Annotated in this window: 5 protein-coding genes and 1 pseudogene; 2 read left to right on the top strand and 4 right to left on the bottom strand. The window is 74.6% G+C overall.

The features are described from left to right. Positions 1-818: NAD(P)/FAD-dependent oxidoreductase (locus AC0CYZ_RS09945; RefSeq protein WP_472214765.1), on the top strand; the 818-nt coding region annotated here is incomplete at its 5' end. Between the two features lie 3 nt (positions 819-821). On the opposite strand, the gene AC0CYZ_RS09940 is transcribed toward AC0CYZ_RS09945, so the two are convergent. The 3 genes from AC0CYZ_RS09940 to AC0CYZ_RS09930 form a co-directional block, all read right to left on the bottom strand. Continuing rightward, positions 822-1,451, bottom strand: a complete 630-nt coding sequence (locus tag AC0CYZ_RS09940) for a TetR family transcriptional regulator (RefSeq protein ID WP_472214763.1) — start codon at positions 1,449-1,451, stop codon at positions 822-824. After that, the gene (locus AC0CYZ_RS09935) at positions 1,402-2,307 is read right to left on the bottom strand and encodes an alpha/beta fold hydrolase (protein WP_472214761.1); all 906 of its coding nucleotides are present in this window, start codon (positions 2,305-2,307) and stop codon (positions 1,402-1,404) included. Before AC0CYZ_RS09935 ends, AC0CYZ_RS09940 begins: the two co-directional genes overlap by 50 nt. A 116-nt stretch (positions 2,308-2,423) precedes the next feature. Next, positions 2,424-3,701, bottom strand: a complete 1,278-nt coding sequence (locus tag AC0CYZ_RS09930) for an amidohydrolase (protein WP_472214759.1) — start codon at positions 3,699-3,701, stop codon at positions 2,424-2,426. Between the two features lie 94 nt (positions 3,702-3,795). Here AC0CYZ_RS09930 and AC0CYZ_RS09925 point away from each other — a divergent pair, with 94 nt between their 5' ends. Then, on the top strand, positions 3,796-4,503 hold the full coding sequence (locus AC0CYZ_RS09925; protein WP_472214757.1) for a response regulator: 708 nt from the start codon (positions 3,796-3,798) through the stop codon (positions 4,501-4,503). A 58-nt stretch (positions 4,504-4,561) separates the two neighbouring features. Here the strand turns inward: AC0CYZ_RS09925 and AC0CYZ_RS09920 are convergent. Beyond that, positions 4,562-4,916, bottom strand: a pseudogene (locus tag AC0CYZ_RS09920) (ferritin-like domain-containing protein); the annotation flags it as partial.

The raw sequence follows: 4,916 nt of genomic DNA, 5'->3' as shown, positions 1-4,916 counted from the left end.
GCAACGCCATCGAGATCGCGGACGAGCTGCGCCAGCTCGGGATCGACGAGACCTGGATTCACGAAATCGTTCGCCGCAAGATCCTATACGAGCAGAAAGTCTTCACCGGGCGCACGTTCACCGAGCCCGAGCGTGTCCGCGAGGAGCTGCTCGGCCTGGTCCGTGCGGCGCTCGGCCCGGGCGCCGAGGCGCACATCGAGGCGCACTTCAACCCGGCCTACCGCCCGTGGCAGCAGCGCATCGCCCTGCTCCCCGACGGCGACATGTTCGCGTCGATCAAGGAGGGGAAGGCGTCCGTCGTCACCGACGGCATCGAGACCTTCACCGAGACCGGCATCCGGCTGACCTCGGGCGAGGAGCTCGAGGCCGACGTCATCGTCACGGCCACGGGATTCAACCTCTCGTGCTTCGGCGACATCGCCTTCGCCGTCGACGGCGAGCCGGTGGACTTCACGGAGCGGGCCACCTGGCGCGGGATCATGATCGCCGGGGTGCCGAACATGGCCTTCGTCTTCGGCTACTTCCGCCATTCCTGGACCCTGCGGGCGGACCTGATCGCCGACCTGGTGTGCCGGCTGCTCGGGCACATGGACGAGCTCGGGGTGCGCTCGGTGACCCCGGTGCCCGAGGACCCGACGATGGAGCTGCGTCCCTGGTCGGACCCGGAGAACTTCAACCCCGGCTACGTCATGCGGTCCCAGCACCGCATGTTCAAGCAGGGCGACCGCGCGCCGTGGACGCACATGCACGAGTTCGCCGAGGAACGGCACACGCTGCCCGCCGCCGACCTGGACGACGGGAGCCTCGTCTACGAGTGAGCCCTACGGTCCGGCCGCTCCGTCGAGGCCCATCGTCCGGACGGCGATCCCGACGAGGGCCGGTTCGACGGCGGCGCGCGCGCCGGCGGGGTCGTCGGCGGCCGCGATCGTCAGGGCCGCCTCGATCACGGAGGCGAACAGCAGGGGAGCGAGGACGCGGGCCGGGGCGGGCCGGGGCACCCCGGCCCGCGCCGCCGCGTCCAGCCGGTCGACGATCAGCCCGAGCGCGTAGGCACTCTCGATCTCCCGCCAGGTCTGCCACCCCAGCACGGCGGGGGCCTCGACGAGCCCGATGCGGCGCACGTCGGGACGCTCGCAGATGTCGAGGAACCAGCCGACCGACGTCACCAGGGCGACCAGCGGGTCGTCGACGGTGTCGAGACGGTCGGCCAGCTCGTCGCGCAGCTCGACCTCCATCCGCTCGTAGACCGCGCGGAAGAGGTCCTGCTTGTTGGTGAAGTGGTGGTAGAGCGCGCCCCGGGTGACCCCGGCCGCCGTCACCAGCTCCTCGGCTGAGACCCCGTCCACCCCGCGCTCGGCGAACAGCGCGCGCCCGGCGTCCAGGAGGGCCTCCCGGGTGGCCTCACGTCGCTCGGCCTGGGTCCGCCGCGCGGGTGGCGTCTCGCTCGTCACGCAGGAACTCCCGGATCAGCTCGGCGAGGCGGTCGGGGCGATCCTGCGCCACGAAGCAGAAGCTGTCCTCGACGGGGGCGATCCGCGCGTCGGGCAGGCGCGCCGCGAGCCGGTGGGCCAGCGAGATCGGGAAGACCGGGTCCTCGACCGCCCAGGCCAGCAGTACCGGCAGGTCGACCTCGCCGAGGTGTTCCGCCGCGGCCAGGGTGTGGCGGCGGTCGACGCCGCGCAGGAACCGGCCGGCGTCGGCCCGGATCCGGCGGTCGGTCGCCGCGGGGCGCATCCACCGACGCAGCAGGGCGGCGTCCAGCGGGTGCTTCGCGAGCGCGGAGAAGCCGATCGGCAGCCGGTTGATCGCGGGGAACCGCAGGGCGGTCGCCGCGAAGCCGGCGAGCGCGCCGGGGACGTGGGCGAGCACCGGGAGGAACGCGAACCGCGGCGGGAAGAAGGCCTCGAACGAGTCCGACGGCGTGAGCACGACGCGCCCGAGGCGCTCGCGACCCGTCGTCGTGAGCAGGATCTGGACGAGCCCGCCCCCGGTGTCGTTGCCGACGAGCGTGACGTCGTCCAGCGCCAGCGCGGCGAGGAACTCGTCGATCACGGCCGCCACCCCGGGCGGCGTGAGGTCCATCCCGGGGACCGCCACCCGGTGCGAGCCCAGCGGCCAGGTCGGCACGACGCAGCGCAACCCGGCCGCCACCAGCGCCGGGATCACGGGCGCCCACACGGTGGCGTCCACGAGGGCGCCGTGGACGAACACGACGACGGGGCCGGACCCGACGTCGTGGTAACGGATCGGCCCGCCCCGCAGGGCGATCTCGTGCTCGGGTCCGAGGGCGGCGACGTCGATGCTCACGGATACCTACATACAGCATGTATGTCGCGTACGCCACGAGGACGCTATTCGGTCGCGCGCCATCGACCTCGCCGTGTGCGCGCGGTCGCAGTGGACCGCTCGCCCCGGCCTGAGCGTCACGCGGTGAGGGCGCGCACCGCCCGCTCCAGCAGGTCGACGCCCGGACCGAGCACCGACTCGTCGACGTCGAACCCCGGGGTGTGGTGCGGCCCGGCGAGGTCGGAGCCGATCGCGAGATAGGTGGCGACGCCTCCGCGCGACTGCACGCGGCGCATGAACGCGGTGGCGTCGTCACTGGCCACCCCGAGGTCGGCGGTGGGGACGACGACCTCGAGGCCGGTTGCGCGGGCGGCCTCGGCCACCGCCGCGGAGGCCTCCGGGTCGCCCGTCGCGGTGGTCACGGTGCCGATCGCCTCGACGGTCACGGTGCCGCCGTAGGTCGCCGCGGCACCCTCCAACGCCACCCGCACGCGGCGCGCGATCTCCTCGTTGACCCCACCGGCGTCGGCCCGGGTCTCGAGCAGCATCGTCGCGCGGTCGGGGACGACGTTGCTGACCGTCCCGCCGTGCAGCGCGCCCACGGCCACCCGCGTCTCGTGGCCGGGGAACGGCGGCATGGTGTGGACGGCGAGGGTGGCGGCCGCCGCGGCGAGCAGCGCCGAGCGGCCCTCGTGCGGGGCCATCGCGGCGTGGGCGGCGCGCCCGTGGAAGACCGCCCGCAGCTTGGTGTTCGCCAGCAGGCCGTCGACGGCGGCCGCGACGGTGCGGCTCGCCAGGCCGATCCCGAGGTGGGCGGCGAGCAGCACGTCGACGTCGTCGACGACGCCCGCGGGCACCATGGCCGCGGCTCCGCGCCCGCCCTCCTCGGCGGGCTGGAGGAGGATCGTGACGCGGCCGTCGGGCGGGTCGGCGGTGAGCCGTTCCGCGAGCTCGACCGCCATGCCGACGTGGCCGTCGTGCCCGCAGGCGTGCATGACACCGTCGCGGGTCGAGCGGAACCCACCCGCCACCGGCGGGTGCCCGGCGTCGGCGGATTCGAGGATCGGCAGCGCGTCGGTGTCGGCCCGCAGCGCGACGTGGCGGCCCGGACGTCCGGAGTCGAGGGTGGCGACGACGGCCGTGCGCCCACCCCGCATGTCCGCGAGGTGGCGGTCGTCGCCCGCCCAGGACCCGTCGCCGGCCGCGGCGGCGAACGCGGCCTCGAGGACGTCGTCGTCGGGGACGCCGAGCCGTGCGCCGGGATCGAGCGCGTCGGCGCCGGTGCGCACGTCCCAGCCCAGGTCGGCGAGCCGCCCGGCGACCCGCGACGCGGTCCGGAACTCGGTGAACCCGACCTCGGGGTGGACGTGCAGGTCGCGGCGCCAGGCGACGGCGGTGCTGGGTGGCTGGCTCATCGGCCCATCGTGCCGCCGCCGTCACGCGGACGGATCCCGACGGCGGGTCCAGGATGGGCCGCGTGGCGGACGGACGAGTCGGGGTGACGACCCGGTGAGCCGCGTCCTCGTCGTCGACGACGACCCCCAGCTGCTGCGGACCCTGCGGATCAACCTCACGGCGCACGGGCACGTCGTCGTGCCGGTCACCACGGGCGCCGCCGCGCTGCGGGCGGTGGCCGACGCGCCCGCACCCGACGTCGTCGTGCTCGACCTCGGCCTGCCCGACCTCGGCGGCCTCGAGGTGCTGGAGGGCATCCGGGGGTGGAGCTCCGTGCCGGTGATCGTGCTCTCCGCGCGGAGCGACGCGGGGGACAAGGTCGCCGCGCTCGACACCGGGGCCGACGACTACGTGACCAAGCCGTTCGGCATGCCCGAGCTGCTGGCCCGCATCCGGGCGGCGGTACGGCGGGGCGCGACGCCGGTCGCAGACGGGGAGCCGCGGGTCAGCACGCCGGACTTCGACGTGGACCTCGCGGCGAAGAAGGTGGTGCGCCACGGCCCGGACGGCGACGCCGAGGTGCACCTCTCGCCGACCGAGTGGGGCGTGCTCGAGCACCTCGTGCGCCACCCGGGGATGCTCGTCACCCAGCAGCAGCTGCTGCGCGAGGTGTGGGGGCCGACGTACCGCACCGAGGGCCACTACCTGCGGGTCTACCTCGGGCACCTGCGCCGCAAGCTCGAGCCGGAGCCGGCCCGGCCCCGCTACCTGGTCACCGAGCCGGGGCGCGGGTACCGGTTCGAGCCGGGCGCCGGCTCCTGACACACGTCGGCGGCGCCACCCCGGAGGGTGCCGCCGCCGACGAGCGAAGGGGTCCGCGTCAGCGGATCCCGGCAATCTCCTGCGCGAGCGCGGCGTGGCGGGTCTGCGCCGCCGAGACCACGCTGTGGCGGTTCCGGTTCGCCTCCTCGTAGTGGATGACCTTGTTCAGGTCGTCCACCTTGTCGAGCTGCTTCACCGCGTTGGCGGCAGCGGAGGCGCTGAGCTGGTCGAAGTCCGCGATCGGCAGCTCGGAGGCGCGCAGCGTGCCGAGGCGCGTACGGGCCTCGTGCACCGCGGTCGCGGCGTCGGTGTCGCCCTGCTTGCGCGCGACCTGCTCGGCGCGCTCAAGGGAGGCGTCCCGCCCGGTGACGATGACGTCGCGGGCGTTCTCGCTGAACTGCGCGGCCTTGCCG

The organism is Actinomycetospora sp. (assembly GCF_055612215.1).
The sequence above is the reverse complement of the archived record's forward strand: the minus strand, read 5'-3'. Positions and strand labels throughout refer to the sequence as shown.